Here is a 14,551-nt window from a genome sequence, read left to right on the forward strand (position 1 = left end):
AATTTAAATACCTAAAACTCCCGCCCGTTCATCTGCCTTACGTGATACGCCAGATGCACTAGGCCGTAGCCGCCTTTTGAAGCGGTAACCTCCTTAGTGCCATAAACCGCCGAAACATTTAAAACTACCGAAGCTAACCACCCTATGGCAAATACTAAGGCAAAAAGCTGCGAGTCAAGCGCTATCAGGACTAGAGTTACTATCTCCGTAGCTGCAATAACATAAAACGCTCTTAGATAGTTTTTCTCTCCGCTGCAATCGTAAAGCTCTTTACTAACTAGCAGCTGATAGATCAGATATACCGCTGTGCATACACAATAAATGCTTATCATAAAAACTGATGGTTTAAACAATTCAAATCCTACAAATATAGTGCTTACTGCGCTTATAGCCGAGGAAACCCCGACTAACACGGCGTTTGATAGTAGATCCGTGCTGCGTATAGCGCGCGCTAAAAAATATAGCCCCACAGCTAGGCATATCATTGATATAAGTCCGACGCCCTCCAACGCACCCACTTTATCTACATTCTTGATATATCTGCCTACCGCATTTAACGCCTCAAGCCCAAACGCTATATAAAGGGTAGTTTTGGCAGTAGATAGATTCTCGCTCTGCTCTTTAGCATCATCCGTATAAACATACAGGATTGCTCCCGCGCCTACGGAGGCATTTAGCTTTCGCACCATTTCAGGCAACCTAAAAAAGTCGCTAACAAGCCAAATCAAAAATAAAACATTAGGCACCGAGAAAATAACCATAAAATGAAAAAAGCCCTGTTCTATATCCTTTAGGTCTGATGCTTGCACGCCCAAATCCGGACGAGATGAGTTTACAAGCGCCAACAGCTCGTTACCTTCTATACTCGTCCATATGACAGCAACCACTACTAAAAAAAGCCAGATGAGAAATGGCAGCCCGCCTAAAAGCTGAAAAATCGCGGAGATTATACGCCCAAGATAAAATCTATGCGCACCGAAAGGCCCGAGGAACATATAAAATACGTAGGCTTTATTTAGATCGTAAACCTTAGCTGAGCTTTGCGTAGAGTTAATTCTATCGGAATTTGAGGAAGCTGAATTTTGCCAAGTGGAATTTTGCTCCACAAAATTCTGCGAGTTCGCAGCATTTTCGGTAGAATTCAAACTTTTAGCGTTAGAATCTTGCTCGCTAGAGCCTGTAGCGGCAGAATCTCGCAAAATAGAATTTTCTTCATCCAAGCCTTGAGCTGCAAAATCTAAATTTTGCTCCGCAGAATTCTGTGGAGCAAAATTTTGCCTTATGGAAGTGGAATTTTGCTCTATAGAATTCTGAGCCGCGGAATTTTGCTCGCTAGTATCATCCGCCACAAGAGCTTCTTGCGCTAAATCCAAATTCTCAGATTGCTCCTGTGGCTTCTCGTCCAGAGGCTTTTTCTCTTCGCCGCTTTTACGTCTTATACTGGCTAGCGACGCAGGATTGCTGCTGCCGCCCCAAATATCTTCGCCCATCTGCTCTCCTTGATTTTTAAAGCAATTTTACCTGAAATTTAAGGAATTTTTGTATATTCGCCACTACAAATTCAAAACAAAGGACAAAAATGCCAACAGTAACATTTCAAGGAAAACCTGTAGAGCTAAGCGGGCAAGAGATAAATCTAGGCGATCGCGCGCCGCAAGTACGCTTAGTAGCTCAAGATCTAAGCGAAATCGAGATCGCTAGCGGCAAGCACGTGCAAATTATCGTCGCCGTGCCGTCGCTAGATACGCCCGTCTGCGCGACGGAGGCACGCAAGTTCAACGAGCGCGCTGCATCGCTTCCCAACACCGAAGTAATCGTCGTTTCGATGGATTTGCCGTTTGCGATGGGGAGGTTTTGTACGACTGAGGGGATCAAAAATCTACGCGTTGCAAGCGATTTCCGCGATAAGGAATTTTGCCGCCGCTACGGCACTCTCATCGCCAGCGGCGCATTGGCAGGTCTTAGCGCCAGAGCAATCTTCGTCATAGATACCGCAGGCGTCGTGGTTTATAAAGAGCTCGTAAGCGACATAGCCTCTGAGCCCGACTACGACGCAGCCCTAGATTTTGCGGAGCTCGTCGCTCGCAACAGCTGCTCTAACTGAGCAAGATAATAGATCCAAGGTTTGGATAATTTTAGCCTCGCTTTAGTTCACTACTTTAAGCAAATTCGCCCTACTGCAAGTAAAAAACGAAGTAGGGCGCTTAAAATTCTACTTCAATTTTACATTTTGATTTTATGCTTTGATTTGCGCTTCGGCGCATGCAAAGCTGTTAGCGCACTGCGATAGCAAGCGGATGAGAACAAAATTTATAGGATCGCCTGCTGCTAAATTTTAAATTTAGCAGCAGCGGGAGTTGAAATTTTAAATTTGCCCGCTTAGCCACTCCGCGCGATAAATTCGCTAAAAGAGATCTCGCGTGCGTAAAATTTAACTCCGAGCGAGGCGAGTTTGTTTTGCAGCGCTAGCGCCGACTCCTCTATGCCGCTAAAAAGGCAAAGCGGCAAATTTTGCGTTCTCTCTTTGGTCGCTGCAAAGCTCCCATCTTCAAAAATTTTCTTTAAAAACACGAGCGTTTTTACCTTATCCGCGCCCAAGTCCTCGATGAAAACGCTGAAATATTTATATTCGGGCTCCTCGCGCGCTTCATCTTGCTTCGCGTAGTCGTCCGCCAGTTCGCGATAAAATTCGTTGTTTAAATCCGTAAGCGGCGCGATCGCTTCAAGTGAGCAAGGCGCCTCAAGCGCGGCAAGGGCGGTTAAAATTTCTTCAAATTTAACGATGTCGTCCGCAACTTTAATCGGCTCCCAAGAACCAGCGCCGTGATAGGCAAAATACACGGGCGAAGCGTCCCCCAGGGCAAAATCTACGAAAAACGGATCGTCCATGCCGTTACGCGCGATGACCCGCCAGCTCTTTCGCCACTGCCCGGGCGTATCGTCTGCAAGCTCCTCGCCCGTTTTGCGGCTAGCGAGCCTATACCCCTCCTGAAAACTCTCAAACTCGCCCTCATCGGGATAGAAAAACGGCAGCAAAATGGACTCTGAAACGATGCGTTTGCGGATAAAATTTCGGATCAAATTCGGGATTTGCATGGCGCGACCTTTGGGTTAAATTTGAGCGAATTTTAGCAGAGTTTTTACTCCGCGCAAAATTTACGTTTGAATTTGACGAATATGAAAGAAAGTAAATTTACGCTCAAAGTTTGATGAATTAAATTTGAGCGCAAAAAGACAAGCCAAGATTTGCAAGACGAGACGATGTACCGCCAGAAAAACGTAAGCGGAAGTATTTTAAGATGGATTTGAACGTTGCGACGAAAATTTCGTTCCAAGACTAGGCAATTAGCCTGTCGCAGGGCGAAATTTTCTAGCTCATTCAAAGACGTTTAAAAGACGACGCGTTAAATTCTACAAAGATTGTAGGATTTTAGGTTTACCAAACGCCGTAATCGGCTTAATCTCTCCCTTAAATTTCTCAATCTGCGCTAGTACGGTGTGAGCCGAGTTACTTTGCGCGAGACTTGACGTGCCTTTATCAAACGTAAGCACGTTTACGCAGCCGTGCTGGCAGAGGCTCCTCTCGCCCCAAACCTCGGGATCGTACCAAGCGCCCTCGCAGATCGCTGCGACGCGCTCGGGCACGATGTCGGTAATGAGTACGCCTGCCAAAATTTCGCCGCGATCGTTAAAAACGCGCACGATGTCGCCGTTCGCAAGCCCGCGAGCTTCGGCGTCTTTTGGATTTATCAGCACCGGCTCTCTGCCGCTAACCTCGGCAAAATTTCTGATGATCGAGTTGTTTAGCTGGCTGTGCAAGCGGTAGCGAGAGTGCGGACTTACGATGTGGATCGGATACTTCGCCGTCTTTTTCGCATCGCCTAGCCACTCCTTAGGCTCGATCCAAGTAGGCATCGGCGGGCAGTCGGCATAGCCCATCTTAGCGATTACCGGTGAGTAGAGCTCGATCTTGCCAGACGGCGTACCGAGGCGGTTTTTGGCGGGATTTTCGCGGAATGCCGCAAGGCGCGTATATAGCGCGCTACTCTCGTCGTCCTTTTCAAAGCGCACGAAGCCTTTATCGTAAAATTCCTCGAAGCTAGGCATCGTTATATTTAGACCTTTGGCTTGCTCTGCGGCATCGGCGTAGAATTCCTTCATCCAGCCTAGCTCGTCCTTGCCCTCGCTAAAGACCTCGCCATATCCCCAGCGCTTGCAGATCTGCTCGCAGATCCAAAAGTCGCTCTTGCTCTCGCCCATCGGCTCGATTGCAGGCCTGTAAGCGACTATATATTCGCCCGTAGCGCCCGTTTGGTTGATGTCGTTGCGCTCGACCTCGATCGCGACGGGAAGCACGATGTCGCTAAGTTTTGCGGTGCTCGTCCAGTACGGCTCGGCGGTGATGACGGTGTCAAATTTACGCCACTGCTTGACGATATTATTCACGTCTTGATGGCGCGTAAACATCGATCCGCACGCCATATATGCGACTCTCATATGCGGCAGCTTGATCTTGGTGCCGTCATAATCGATCTGCTTGCCCGGATGCTCCAGCGCCTCTATGCTGCGAGAGGACGGGATGGTGATGTTTTTCGCGTTTTTCCAAGGCGCAGAGCCCGTGTTTTCGTATTTCTCATCTATACGCGTGCTAAGTCCCTTTAAAATCGGAGCTACCTTATCCGTAGCGCCCGCAGAGCCGTAGCCCAGGCTAAATTCAAAGCCTAGACCCTCCTTGCCGATATATCCCAGCATCGCATTAAGCGCCACGAGCGCCCAGAAAGGCTGCTCGCCGTGATCGGCGCGCTGCAAACCGCGACCGATTAGGATCGTGGTCGGCTCCTTTGCAAGTGCCGTAGCAAATTTCGCAATAGCCTCCTCGCTAAGTCCGCAAATTTTGCTCGCCCAAGCTGCGTCCTTTACGATTTTATCGCTCTCGCCTAGAAAATACGCTTTAAATTTATTAAATCCGACGGTGTATTTTTTGATAAATTCCTCGTCGTAGAGGTTGTTCGTAAAGAGATAATGGCACATACCGATGATGAGCGCAGTGTCGGTGTTTGGGCGCACGATGATATCTTCGCTACCGAAGTAGCGCGCGGTGTCGTTTCTCATCACGTTTACGCTGTAGGTTTTGATGCCTGATTTTTTAAGCTCTTGCATGCCGATGTAGCCGTCGTGCGTAGGCGGAATGGATGAAATTTGATTGGTTACCGCAGGATCGGTCGCCCAAAATACGACGTTTTTGGCGTTTTTGACGATCGCTTTCCACGTAGTAGGCGCGTCATAAACGGCGCTTGAGCCCAGCACGTGAGGCATGATAACGAGCCCCGCGCCGGTCGAGTAATCACCGCTTTCCTCTACGTAGCCGCCTAAAATTTTAAGCATTCGGTGCGCTACGGTGCGTCCCCAGCCGATCTTGCCGCTGCCGCCCCACCAGTAGCACTCGCCGTAGATCGCCTCGGCGCCGTATTTGTCGAAATTTTCTTTCAAAGCCTTCGCCGCTAGATCAAGCGCTACGTCCCAGCTAACTCGCACGAACTCCTCTTTGCCGCGCAGTTCGCTCTTTGCCGCGCCTTTTGCCTTTAGATAGCTTTTGCGCACCATCGGATAGAGCACGCGGTTTTCGTTTTGGATATTATCGGGCAAGCTATAATTCATCGTGTTTGGAAATTTATCGCCTTCAAAATCGCTTACCGAAACGATCTGCGACGAGTTTAAATTTAGCCAAAAAGTACCGAATCTGTTCGCGCCGAATACCTTTTTGTTATCAAAAATCGTCTGCGTGACCCCCTCAATCCTGCTAGCGCTTGCCGCGCTTGCGCCTAAAATCCCTGCCTTTAAAAAGTCTCGCCTTTTCATCTGATCTCCTTTATCATTCAGGTTTTTTTGCGTTGTGTTGTAGGTATTTTATGATCAAATTTAGCTCGTCGCCCTCGAGCGCTACGTAGTTTGCATTGATCATCTCTTGTAAATTTGCAGGCCACTGATTTGCCGTGAAGCTCTTTGGCTCATGCAGGCGGTGACACGCCGAGCAGATCTGCTCGTAGTTCGTCTTTGCCTCCGCATAAAGAGCCTTAGCGTCCTTAGCTACGGCATCCGAGCTGATTTCGTAAATTCCCTCCGCCTCATACCAGATCTCGCCGTAATCGTCCTCGAGCTTTTTGCCCTTTTTAAAATTTGCTTCGGCTTCGTTCGTAAAAATCGCGTAAATTTCAGCTTCTTTCATATTTTTTTGGATTTGAAGCTGATAGTTTTCGCTCACGACGCCTTTAATTTTAATCTTGGCAACGCCGCCATCGCTGGATATTACCTCGATCGGCGTTAAAATTTCAGCCTCGCCGATTGCTTTGCCGTCTTGCGAGATCGTAGCGGTTTTAGAGATCACCTCGCCGCCGAAAAGCGAACACGCACAGATAAATGAGATAAAAATTTTCCTCATAAAGTATCCTTTCTAGGTTGTCTTTAACGCGAATTATAAATCAAAAATAAATTTAAATTTGTCGCGATTGCGACGAATTTATCCTTTTTATGTAAAATTTACGTGAAATTTTATGCAAAGAGCTGCTATGATAGATAGACTAAATAACGATTACAGTGAGAAATTCGACTTTTTAAGCAAGGAGCGTATTGCTAAATTTAGACGTGAGAGCTACGCACGCGGCGACGTGATCTACGCGCAGAAGTTTAAATTTATCATTCTGCTGCGCGGCAGAGCGAAGCTAAACTGCTATGAAAACGGCAAGGAATTTATCTTTAGCTTCGTAAAAAGCGGCGCCTACGTCTGCTTGGATAAAAACACGAGCCTTGAAATTTTAAGCGACTGCGAGACGCTGCAGATCAATATCTCGGAGCTTTTCGAGCTACTAGGAGATGAGTTTGCAAGCTCGATCATAAACGCGCTCATTAAAAACCTCCACTCGCAGCGGATTTTGATAAAAGAGATCGTCTTTGCGAAAATCCAGACGCGAATTTTAAATTTTCTAAATCGCATCGCAAACGCAGACAAGATCGTGGAGCTTCCCTTTAATATAATGACGCTTGCAAGCCTGCTCGGCGCGCCTCGCCAAAACGTCTCCCAGGCGATTACGAAACTCGTAAACGACAAAAAGATCATGAAATTAAAGGGAAATAGAATTAAAATTTTGTAGTTTGAATCTCGCGGCGGATCTAAATTTAAACGCAAAAGGCTATTTTGAGCGAAACCGCCTAGTAAAAAGGGCTAAAACCAAAATGGAATTAGCCCTAAATTTAGCTTATTTGCGAAGCTTATGTGTGCTACAAAGCTACGTTTAAAAAATCGAGCCTCTACTTGCAGGTCGCAACGGATCGTCTCCAAAGCGGTTGCCTCCGTTAGTGCCTTGCTGGATAAAAAATACGATCAATACTACTGAGCCTATTATCGGGACAAGAATTAACAGATAAAACCAGCCGCTTCTATCGGTATCATGCAGACGCCTTACCGCTACGGCGATAGAAGGTAAAAGTATTGCCAATAAAAAGATTGAGTTAATGAAACCGATCATTCTACCGGAACTCGTAACGGCATAGGTGCCTAAAAAGCCGTCCAATACTAACGTTACGATTCCTAAAAGTGCCGCAAATAATGCAAACCACCAGTACTCTGAACGTGGCGCACGCCCCTCAAAATTGCAATAATTCTCTTTGAGACAAGTGCGAACAGACTCCATAAAAGTCATCTCAAACTCCTTTTGAAAAAATAAGGTAAATTATATAATAATGGCACTTAAATTTGTCCTTTATATTGATTAAATTTTAAAATTTACCTCTGCCGCCGCGCTGTCTGGCAAATACATTAAAATTTATCTCGAATGAACTTAATAGTGAGCTGTTTGATAAGAGGAGGAGGGTAGGTTAGGCGGAACAAATTTTGCTTTTTCGCTCGCGCTAAATGACAAAGTAGGGCGGATGCGACTAGCGCAACTATAATAGCGAATTTATCTGCTTTACACCGCCATATAGCCGCTCAAATTTTAAAATTTACTTCTCTTTGCGGCTTAAAATTTTAGAAATTTTTGCAGCGTCGTAAGTTTTTGCCTGCACTTTTAGAAACTCGCAAAGCCCCTTCTGCTTGCAAAGGCCGCGAGAGAGCAAAAACTCCGCCGTCATCTCGTCATCCAGCACCACAGCTACTTTGATAAGCGTTTCGATCTCCTTTTTATCGATGCTTGCAAAGCTTTGGAATTTTAAAATTTCGTCCAAATAGCATAATCTCCCATCGCGGAATTCTTTAAATTTGGTGCCCGCGGCAAACTCCCTCGCAGCAAGCGGCAGCGCCTCTTTATATCCGAGAATGGAAACGTTATTGTCGCTTAAAAATATTAATTCGCTGCCCGCAACCGAGCCGACCACATCTTTCGTATCTCGCGCGCCGTTTGCAATCAAAAACTTAAATGCCTCGAAATTATCGTTTGCCGCGGCATCTCGCAGCAGCCCGCTAGCCTTGACGTCCGCGCCGTTTCGCACCAAAAGCTCTAAAAGCCGCATCGCATCGGCTTTATCAAAATGGTAAAGCTTCGCTATCTCGCTGCTAAATTTCGAGCCGAAAAAGATCGCGAGCTTTAGCGGCGAGAAATAACCGCCGTCTCCGCCGTAATTGAGATTTGGTTTAAATTTAAGGATTTTTTCTATCCGCTCGAAGTCAAATTTTGAATTTCGCAGCACCTTTGGATTAAAAATGAAAGCGGTGAAAATTCTATCTTTAAACTCCCCGAAATCCTCGTCGATCCTGCCCCTGTTTTGCGCCGCGAATTCTAAAAGCGCATCCAACCCCGCATCTATCTGCGCATCACTAGCATTTTCATCGTAAAAAATTTCAAAATTTGGCTGCGGTAAATTTGACGCCACCTGCTGCGTAGTAGAAGCCGCCGCATCCTCTTTAGCGGCGCCGAAAGCGCAGCCCGCAAGTAAAAGCCACAAAAAGATAAAATTTTTCATATCGTCCTTTCCATAAATTTTGCCCGATTATATCAAATCTAAGGCTAAATTTAACGGCGCCTTGAAATTTCATAAAAAGCAAATGACAAATAAATTTAGCCTAAAAAAGCGCCTTTTGATCTTAATTTCGCTAGAATTAGCCATAAATAACCTAAACAAAGGAGCAGCAAATGAAACTACTTTTTACTTTGATCTTGCTTTGTGCGGGGCTTTTTGCAAACACGCTGCAAGAGATCAGAAATAGCGGCGTCATTAGAGTAGGCGTCAGAGATGGCAGACCGCCTTTTAGCGAGATTAGCGGTGGTAAATTTGAAGGCTTTGAGATCGAGCTTGCCAATGCGATCGCAAAGGCGATTTTCGGTGCCAAACAAGGCGAAGTGCAGTTCGTCTCTCTAAGCGCCGCCGATCGCGTCTCGTATCTAGTCAATAATAAAGTCGATATAGTTGCAGCTACCTTCGTCATCGATTCGGCGCGCAAAAATCATGTAGACTTCTCGATGCCGTATTTTTCGACCAATCTCGGCGTGCTAACTCGCAAAGCGGACGCCATCAAAGATATATCGCGTTTGCGCGATATGAGGCTCATAACCGAAGAGGGCACGACCGTAGATAATTACCTCAAAAAAGAGAAATTTAGCAACGTAAGCTACTGCAAAAGCACAAGCGAATGCTACGCGATGATCCGTGACGGCAAAGCCGACGGATACATCAATCTAAATATCACGGTACTAGCTTACGCCGTCGTGGACGATACGCTCGAAGTGCCGTTTCAAAACTTCGGCAAGCCAGATTTCATCGGTATTGGCGTGCAAAAAGGAAATAAGGAGCTACTTGATTTCATCAACGCAGAGCTTGTCAAGCTAAGCAAAGAGGGCTTTTTCAAAAAGGCTTATCAGGACACCTTTGAGCCTTTTTACCGCGGCACAGCGGATAAAAAATACTTCCTTTTAGATGGAATTTATGACTTGCTATAAAAGCGAGCTAGAAATTAAAATATAAAATTTATCGAAGGCAGTTTGCATAACGAATAAATCTTGGGATTTAAAATTTAGAATTTGCGAAATTTTAAATCCCCACTTCGCCCCTAAATTTCAAACCTGCATACGCGTGGTAATTGAATTTTAAACCGCTTGCATTTATTTTCTCTAAAATATATAGTGCTATAATTATTTCAAAACTAAAAAGTAGGGGGCTTTTTATGAGATTACTTTTTATTTTAGCCTTATTTTGCGCTAGCATTTTTGCAAATACACTAGATGAAATCAGGCAGGCAGGGGTTATCAGAGTAGGCGTGCGCGAAGGTCGTCCGCCACTAAGCGAGTCTAATAACGGCAAGTTTGAGGGTTTTGAAATCGAGCTTGCTAGCTCAATCGCCAAAGATATTTTCGGCGATAAAAAGGGCGAAGTGCAGTTCGTAGCCGTAACCGCAGGCGAGAGAATCCCGTTTTTGAAAAATAACAAGGTCGATATGGTTATCGGCACCTTTATGATTACGCAAGAGCGTAAGAAGCAGGTGGATTTCTCACTTCCGTATCTATCGGTAAATTTTGGCATCGTAACGCGTAAAGAGGATCAAGTGAAGGACTTCGCACAGGTTCGTGATATGAGAATTTCAATCGAAAAAAATCCCAACGGCTCAATGACCGAGCGCTATTTGCGCAAAGAGAAATTTAGCAATTTAGTTTACTGCAAAAATACCTCCGAGTGCTATGCGATGATGAAGGACGGCAGAGCCGACGGTTATGCCAATGACAACATCATCGTCCTAGCCTACGCCGTCGTGGACGATACGCTTGAAGTGCCGTTTAAAAACCTAGGCGCGGCGGAATTCTTAGGCGTCGGCGTGCAAAAAGGCAATCAAAGCCTGCTTGATTTCATCAATGCCGATCTAATCAAGCTAAGCAAAGAGGGCTTTTTCAAAAAGGCTTATGAGGACACTTTCGAGCCATTTTACCGCGGCACTGCGGATAAAAAATACTTCCTGCTAGACGGAATTTATAATATGCTTTAGATCTTAGAATTCTAAGGCGCGGAATTTTGAAATTTTGAAATTCCGCTTCGCACGCGGCGAGCGGAATTCTAAAATCTGCAAATTTTGGAATTTTTGTAGCTGCAAAATTTCGTAAAATTCTAAAATTTAAAATTTTATCTCACGCTCGGTTTAAAAACATCTATTCCATTCGGAGCAAAATTTCACGCTATGATAGAATTTTAAAATTTTATGCATGACGGAATTTTAGAATTTTACCCGCACCGAGAATTTTAAAATCCCATGCTGCAACAGAATTTCGTAGTTGAGGGCTTTTGCGCTGCGATAAAATATAAATTTATCGTGCGGTGTAGAATTCCACAGATAAGCGCGATAAATTTAAAAGGATAAAATTCTGCGTAAGCTAAATTATGACTCACGGCAAAAGCGCAGTCGCCGCAGATGCTATCGCTTAAGCTTTGTGGTCGCAGAAATTTACTCAAACGCCTTGTAGTGAGCCTCGTCGGCAAACTCGAGCATCTCGCGATCGCCTCTGCTGTCGCCATAAGCGATGACGCGATCGAAAGCCTGCACGTCGTATGCCGCGCGCACGCGGGCGACCTTTTGCGTGCCGTAGCAGTTCTGCCCCTCGATCTCGCCCGTGATGATGCCGCCTTTGCGCCGTATTTTGGTGCCTAAAAGCTCCAAGCCCTGCGCGTCGCACCACGGGCGCAGCCAGTCTTCGAGCGAGGCGGTGACGATGACGATTTTATCGCCCGCGGCTTTGTAGCTTGCGATCTTGTCCATCGCGCTTTGTTTTAGGATATCTTCGATGTGGGTGGTGGAGTATTTTTTGCAAATTTTATCGAATTTATCGGCGCTCATGCCCGCAAAAAAGTAGCCCAAGAGTTTTCTGCGCGTAAAATTATTGCTCGCAAGGCCTAGCTTATACGCCGCTAAAATGGGCGATAGCACCAAAATCCCGCGAAAAAATTTCTTAAATCCGACTACATAGGCGACGAACTCGAGCAACGAATCATCTCGCGTGATCGTGCCGTCAAAGTCGAATAAAACAAGATTCATTGCCTCTCCTAGCAAAATTTCAGAAGCGTAAATTTTAAAATTTACCTATAAAAAAGGCGTGAAATTTAAAGCTAAATTTCACGCCGAATTTTAAAATTTCATTTTGAAATTCTATTTTTTAGCCATTCGTCTGCGCGTCGTAGGATCCAGGTATCGCTTACGCACGCGGATATTTACTGGCGTAACCTCCACAAGCTCGTCCTCCTCGATCCACTCCAGCGCACGCTCTAAATTTAACACGCGCGGCGGCACTAGCTTGATCGCATCGTCGCTGCCGCTCGCGCGGACGTTGGTTAAATTTTTACCCTTGATCGGATTGACGTCCAGATCGTTCGGGCGGCTGTGCTCGCCGATGATCATGCCTAGATAGACCTTTGCCTGTGGAGCTATAAAAAGCACGCCGCGATCTTGCAGGTTCCACAGGCTGTATCCTAGCGCCACTCCGTTTTCCATACTCACGAGCGCGCCGTTTTGTCGCTTCTCGACCGCGCCGATGAAAGGGCGGAATTCCAAAAAGCTATGGTTCATCACCCCTTCGCCGCGAGTATCGGTCAAAAACTGCGAGCGAAAGCCGATAAGACCGCGCGCCGGGATCTCAAACTCCATACGCGTCTGCCCGTCGCCGGTAGGATTCATCACCTTCATCTCGGCCTTTTTGCGACCGAGCTTTTCGATGACGGTGCCGGTGCAATCATCGGGCGCGTCGATAACTAGATGCTCGAAAGGCTCGCATTTGATGCCGTCGATCTCTTTGATGATAACTTCCGGGCGCCCAAGGCAGAACTCAAAGCCCTCGCGGCGCATATTCTCGGCCAAAATCGTGATCTGCAGCTCGCCGCGACCGCTTACTTTAAATTTGCCCTCGCCCGCGTTTTCATAGCGCATCGCGATGTTGGTTTTCATCTCCGCTTCCAAGCGCTCGTCGATCTTGTTTGAGGTTACGAATTTACCCTCTGTGCCGGCTAGCGGTCCGTCATTTACGCTGAAAATTACGCTAAGGGTGGGCTCTTCGATATGTAGCGCATCAAGCGGAATCGGATTATTGGGATCGACGATACTATCGCCTACGTCAAGCGCGTCAAAGCCAGCGATTGCCACGATGTCGCCCGTGCCCGCCGCGTCGATGTCGGTGCGCTCAAGCCCGCTAAAGCCGATTAGTTTTGAAATTCTGCCGTTGATATGCGTGCCATCGGCTTTGGCTAACATAACACTTTGGTTTTTGTTTATCGTGCCGTTAAAAATTCTAGCGATGCCGATCTTGCCTACGTAGTTGTCGTAATCGAGCGTGAAAACCTGCAGCTGCAAAGGATTATCGTCACTACCGCTAGGGGTCGGAACGTGAGAGATGATCGTCTCAAAAAGTGGCTTCATATCGGTGTTTTCGTCGTTTAGATCGTATTTTGCGTAGCCGTTTTTGGCCGCGGCGTAGATGACGGGGAACTCAAGCTGCTCGTCGTTTGCGTCAAGCGCTACGAAAAGATCGAAAATTTCATTTACCACGCGGTCTGGATCGGCTGCGGGCTTGTCGATTTTGTTTACGACTACAATAGGTCTGAGCCCTAAAGATAGTGCCTTTTTCACGACAAATTTAGTCTGCGGCATGACGCCTTCTTGCGCGTCGACGAGCAAAAGCACGCCGTCGACCATCTTTAGCACGCGCTCGACCTCGCCGCCGAAATCGGCGTGGCCCGGAGTGTCAATGATGTTGATTTTAACGCCGCCGTAGTGGATGGCGGTATTTTTGGATAGTATCGTAATGCCTCGCTCACGCTCGATGTCGTTGCTATCCATCACGCGCTCGCCGACTTCTTGGTGATTACCAAAGGTGCCGGACTGTTTTAAAAGCTCATCTACGATAGTGGTCTTGCCGTGATCGACGTGCGCGATGACCGCAATATTTCTGATATTTTCCAAATTTTTCTCCGTTTGCTATTTTAAAGGCTGACGATTATACTAAAAAAATTCTTAAGATAAAAATTTACGAGTACTCTTTGACTTCGCAGACAAAAAACTCATAAACGCGCTGTTGGATCAACGCGTCCTCGTCATCGTCGCCGATCAGACGGCGCAGATGCGAAAAATCGATCTTTTTGATATATTTTTTGTTGTTTTTGATATCTCTGTCGATCTCTTTTAGAAGCGAGTCTAAATTTAGACCTTTATAGGTCTTCGCCTTTAAGATATACTCTTTTACGATGGATACCAGTACGCCGATGCGTTGCTCGTCGCCCGGATAAATTTCGCCCGCTATATCTTTGATCACGTCGTAATCCTCGTCGGTCTGCTTCTTTTTGGCAAGCAGCATTGCGGCAAAAATTTTGGCTCTAAACTCGATAGAGCGATGATGAGGGATAAAGACCTCGCGAAATACGGATAGAAGATGATTTTTGAAATTCATTTATAACCTTACTTTAAGAAACATTTCCATATAATCCCGTTTGCCCTTTCTTAGACCTGTGCAATGCTTTTTTTAGGCACCGCTTCAGGGTAGGAATACAGCAGAGCACTTAGATCTCGCATGTGCCGCAGCCATCTGGGAAGGGG

Annotated in this window: 14 protein-coding genes and 1 other RNA gene; 5 read left to right on the plus strand and 10 right to left on the minus strand. The window is 46.3% G+C overall.

Annotation, left to right across the window (positions count from 1 at the left end; genetic code table 11):
• Positions 1-11: 11 nt before the first annotated feature.
• Positions 12-1,490, minus strand: coding sequence for a TM2 domain-containing protein (locus tag Q0393_RS08015; RefSeq protein WP_298979292.1), 1,479 nt, complete (start codon positions 1,488-1,490; stop codon positions 12-14).
• Positions 1,491-1,579: 89 nt separating this feature from the next.
• Here Q0393_RS08015 and tpx point away from each other — a divergent pair, with 89 nt between their 5' ends.
• Positions 1,580-2,104 (plus strand): thiol peroxidase, encoded by a 525-nt coding sequence (tpx, locus tag Q0393_RS08020; RefSeq protein WP_005872978.1) that lies wholly within the window; start codon positions 1,580-1,582, stop codon positions 2,102-2,104.
• Between the two features lie 275 nt (positions 2,105-2,379).
• On the opposite strand, the gene Q0393_RS08025 is transcribed toward tpx, so the two are convergent.
• The 3 genes from Q0393_RS08025 to Q0393_RS08035 all read right to left on the minus strand — a co-directional run bounded on the left by Q0393_RS08025 (position 2,380) and on the right by Q0393_RS08035 (position 6,439).
• A complete protein-coding gene (locus tag Q0393_RS08025) occupies positions 2,380-3,096 on the minus strand; it encodes a hypothetical protein (RefSeq protein WP_298979295.1) in 717 nt (238 codons plus the stop codon).
• 315 nt (positions 3,097-3,411) lie between these two features.
• Positions 3,412-5,859 carry a molybdopterin-dependent oxidoreductase gene (locus tag Q0393_RS08030; RefSeq protein WP_298979298.1) on the minus strand — a complete coding sequence of 816 codons (2,448 nt, stop codon included), beginning with the start codon at positions 5,857-5,859 and terminating at the stop codon, positions 3,412-3,414.
• Between the two features lie 13 nt (positions 5,860-5,872).
• Positions 5,873-6,439 carry a hypothetical protein gene (locus Q0393_RS08035; RefSeq protein WP_298979300.1) on the minus strand — a complete coding sequence of 189 codons (567 nt, stop codon included), beginning with the start codon at positions 6,437-6,439 and terminating at the stop codon, positions 5,873-5,875.
• 127 nt (positions 6,440-6,566) lie between these two features.
• Between Q0393_RS08035 and Q0393_RS08040 the strand changes: the two genes are divergently transcribed.
• A complete protein-coding gene (locus Q0393_RS08040; RefSeq protein ID WP_298979303.1) occupies positions 6,567-7,148 on the plus strand; it encodes a Crp/Fnr family transcriptional regulator in 582 nt (193 codons plus the stop codon).
• Between the two features lie 141 nt (positions 7,149-7,289).
• Here the strand turns inward: Q0393_RS08040 and Q0393_RS08045 are convergent, their stop codons facing one another.
• A complete protein-coding gene (locus tag Q0393_RS08045) occupies positions 7,290-7,697 on the minus strand; it encodes a DUF805 domain-containing protein (protein ID WP_298979305.1) in 408 nt (135 codons plus the stop codon).
• Positions 7,698-7,998: 301 nt separating this feature from the next.
• Positions 7,999-8,955 (minus strand): hypothetical protein, encoded by a 957-nt coding sequence (locus Q0393_RS08050; RefSeq protein WP_298979307.1) that lies wholly within the window; start codon positions 8,953-8,955, stop codon positions 7,999-8,001.
• Positions 8,956-9,125: 170 nt separating this feature from the next.
• Here Q0393_RS08050 and Q0393_RS08055 point away from each other — a divergent pair, with 170 nt between their 5' ends.
• Positions 9,126-9,929, plus strand: a complete 804-nt coding sequence (locus tag Q0393_RS08055; protein WP_298098411.1) for a transporter substrate-binding domain-containing protein — start codon at positions 9,126-9,128, stop codon at positions 9,927-9,929.
• Between the two features lie 224 nt (positions 9,930-10,153).
• A complete protein-coding gene (locus Q0393_RS08060; protein ID WP_297987633.1) occupies positions 10,154-10,966 on the plus strand; it encodes a transporter substrate-binding domain-containing protein in 813 nt (270 codons plus the stop codon).
• A 251-nt stretch (positions 10,967-11,217) separates the two neighbouring features.
• On the opposite strand, the gene Q0393_RS08065 is transcribed toward Q0393_RS08060, so the two are convergent.
• The 4 genes from Q0393_RS08065 to Q0393_RS08080 all read right to left on the minus strand — a co-directional run bounded on the left by Q0393_RS08065 (position 11,218) and on the right by Q0393_RS08080 (position 14,405).
• Positions 11,218-11,427, minus strand: a complete 210-nt coding sequence (locus Q0393_RS08065; protein WP_298979309.1) for a hypothetical protein — start codon at positions 11,425-11,427, stop codon at positions 11,218-11,220.
• A complete protein-coding gene (locus tag Q0393_RS08070; RefSeq protein ID WP_298979311.1) occupies positions 11,420-12,007 on the minus strand; it encodes an HAD-IB family hydrolase in 588 nt (195 codons plus the stop codon). Before Q0393_RS08070 ends, Q0393_RS08065 begins: the two co-directional genes overlap by 8 nt.
• A gap of 111 nt (positions 12,008-12,118) precedes the next feature.
• The gene (gene typA, locus Q0393_RS08075) at positions 12,119-13,921 is read right to left on the minus strand and encodes a translational GTPase TypA (protein ID WP_298979314.1); all 1,803 of its coding nucleotides are present in this window, start codon (positions 13,919-13,921) and stop codon (positions 12,119-12,121) included.
• 64 nt (positions 13,922-13,985) lie between these two features.
• Positions 13,986-14,405, minus strand: a complete 420-nt coding sequence (locus tag Q0393_RS08080; protein WP_297896890.1) for a hypothetical protein — start codon at positions 14,403-14,405, stop codon at positions 13,986-13,988.
• Positions 14,406-14,452: 47 nt separating this feature from the next.
• Here Q0393_RS08080 and ffs point away from each other — a divergent pair.
• Positions 14,453-14,550: signal recognition particle sRNA small type (gene ffs, locus Q0393_RS08085), an RNA gene on the plus strand.
• Position 14,551: the final 1 nt, after the last annotated feature.

Source organism: uncultured Campylobacter sp. (assembly GCF_938015785.1).
In the GTDB taxonomy this organism is placed as follows: domain Bacteria; phylum Campylobacterota; class Campylobacteria; order Campylobacterales; family Campylobacteraceae; genus Campylobacter_B.

Excerpts from the sequence above, each read along its gene's own strand:
- Q0393_RS08015 (WP_298979292.1), bottom strand. The coding sequence starts at position 1,490 with ATGGGCGAAGATATTTGGGGCGGCAGCAGCAATCCTGCGTCGCTAGCC.
- tpx (WP_005872978.1), top strand. The coding sequence starts at position 1,580 with ATGCCAACAGTAACATTTCAAGGAAAACCTGTAGAGCTAAGCGGGCAA.
- Q0393_RS08025 (WP_298979295.1), bottom strand. The coding sequence starts at position 3,096 with ATGCAAATCCCGAATTTGATCCGAAATTTTATCCGCAAACGCATCGTT.
- Q0393_RS08030 (WP_298979298.1), bottom strand. The coding sequence starts at position 5,859 with ATGAAAAGGCGAGACTTTTTAAAGGCAGGGATTTTAGGCGCAAGCGCG.
- Q0393_RS08035 (WP_298979300.1), bottom strand. The coding sequence starts at position 6,439 with ATGAGGAAAATTTTTATCTCATTTATCTGTGCGTGTTCGCTTTTCGGC.
- Q0393_RS08040 (WP_298979303.1), top strand. The coding sequence starts at position 6,567 with ATGATAGATAGACTAAATAACGATTACAGTGAGAAATTCGACTTTTTA.
- Q0393_RS08045 (WP_298979305.1), bottom strand. The coding sequence starts at position 7,697 with ATGACTTTTATGGAGTCTGTTCGCACTTGTCTCAAAGAGAATTATTGC.
- Q0393_RS08050 (WP_298979307.1), bottom strand. The coding sequence starts at position 8,955 with ATGAAAAATTTTATCTTTTTGTGGCTTTTACTTGCGGGCTGCGCTTTC.
- Q0393_RS08055 (WP_298098411.1), top strand. The coding sequence starts at position 9,126 with ATGAAACTACTTTTTACTTTGATCTTGCTTTGTGCGGGGCTTTTTGCA.
- Q0393_RS08060 (WP_297987633.1), top strand. The coding sequence starts at position 10,154 with ATGAGATTACTTTTTATTTTAGCCTTATTTTGCGCTAGCATTTTTGCA.
- Q0393_RS08070 (WP_298979311.1), bottom strand. The coding sequence starts at position 12,007 with ATGAATCTTGTTTTATTCGACTTTGACGGCACGATCACGCGAGATGAT.
- Q0393_RS08080 (WP_297896890.1), bottom strand. The coding sequence starts at position 14,405 with ATGAATTTCAAAAATCATCTTCTATCCGTATTTCGCGAGGTCTTTATC.